This is a genomic window from Variovorax sp. OK212, from assembly GCF_900112425.1.
Classification (GTDB): Bacteria; Pseudomonadota; Gammaproteobacteria; order Burkholderiales; family Burkholderiaceae_C; genus Variovorax.
Genome location: NZ_FOLP01000060.1, coordinates 1 through 1,523, shown reverse-complemented (window position 1 = coordinate 1,523; position 1,523 = coordinate 1). Strand labels below are relative to the sequence as shown.

Here is a 1,523-nt window from a genome sequence, read left to right as displayed (position 1 = left end):
TGCGCGTCGACCTTGGCCTCCCGACAGACTTCGCCACGGCCGTCCACGACGCAAATCGAGACGGATCTCAAGGACACATCGATTCCGGTGAAGTAGGTCATTCAAGCTCTCCTTCGTAGTGGATTTACGAGTCTAGGAAGAGAACTCCGCAGGTCAAATCAACCCGCCCGATCACCGATGCTCATGGCCGACTGTAGCCGGCCTCACTGCAGTCGCGAAGGGGCCCGAAGCGGATATAGGATTTTCTCCGAAGCTGACGCTCGACGTGTGCCGATCTTCATCAGCCCATCTTCGCTATGCCAGTGCGTGAACGGGTGACGAATGCGGATAGCTCGGTGACGTCCGGATCGCCCGGAAATTCTTTAACCAGCGAGCCCAAGGCTTCCTGCAATGCGCTTGGCGTCTTGAGCAATTGACGGATCACGTTCTTGATATGACGAATTCGCTCGGGTGCGAAACCCCTGCGCTCGAGGCCAATGGTGTTGACGACCCTGATTTCCGACGGGTTGCCCTCGGCAATCATGAAGGGGAGGATGTCTTTCGTGACCTTGTTGGTCGCACCGATGAATGAGTACCTGCCCAATCGGACGAATTGGATGACGCCAGTCATGCCATTGACAGTGGCGTAGTCACAGATCTCTACATGCCCTGCGAGCTTGGAGCCGCAGCCGAGCACGATGTTGCTTCCGATAATGCAGTCGTGGCCGACGTGGCTGTCTGAAAGAAAAACATTGCCGTCGTAGATCTTGGTGGTCGCGCCGTGTTCGGTGGCGGCGTTAACGGTGCAGTATTCTCTAAAAATGTTCCCGCCACCGATCTCGACTCGGGCAATGGAACCAGCCTTGAACTTCATATCCTCCGTCCGGCTGCCAATGCAGGCGTATTGAAAGAATTCGTTGTTGGGGCCGATCGTCGTGTTTCCGACGAGTGACACATGCGCGTGCAACACATTGCCAGCACCCAAGCTCACGTCCTTTGTGACGTGGCAGTAGGGACCAATGAAGCAATCGTCGCCGATGACTGCGCCATCTTCAATGATGGCGGAGGGATGGATTCGAGAAGTCATGAAGTTCCTTAGGCGCCCTGGTGTTGTTGCCGCAGCGAATTTTGCTTTATCGCGAATGACGGCTCTTGGCCGACTGTAGCCGCTCGTGCCTAAAGGCTTCTCGGCCTGAAGTGGTCATGGCCGCTGTTTCGTCAGCCGGATGTCTCCGTCACCAATCTCCACTTCGCTACCCCATCCGAGGTGACGATAGAGCCGCGCAGCGCGGCTCCTGTTCGCGGTTTCGAGCCACGCGGCAGGGTGCCGCTCGAACAACGCGCGTTCACAGGTCCGGGTCAGGCGCGTGCCTATCCCGCAACCCTCATGTTCGGGCAACACAAACAGGGCAAACAGGCACGCGTCGTCCAAGTCGACCATGGCGAAACTGAATCGCCCCGGCTTTCATGGAGGCCGGTTGGTTTAAGTCATGCCGCCATCGTGGCGGTCTGACTGGCGAGTTGCCGGTAATAGTTTGCCTCAG

General features: G+C 57.3%; 2 protein-coding genes. Both read right to left on the bottom strand.

The genetic code is table 11. From position 1 onward, the window contains the following. Positions 1–280: 280 nt before the first annotated feature. Positions 281–1,066 (bottom strand): acyl-ACP--UDP-N-acetylglucosamine O-acyltransferase, encoded by a 786-nt coding sequence (lpxA, locus tag BM004_RS40490; RefSeq protein WP_093222606.1) that lies wholly within the window; start codon positions 1,064–1,066, stop codon positions 281–283. Between the two features lie 114 nt (positions 1,067–1,180). Continuing rightward, positions 1,181–1,420, bottom strand: coding sequence for a GNAT family N-acetyltransferase (locus BM004_RS40485; RefSeq protein ID WP_093222604.1), 240 nt, complete (start codon positions 1,418–1,420; stop codon positions 1,181–1,183). Between the last annotated feature and the right edge of the window lie 103 nt (positions 1,421–1,523).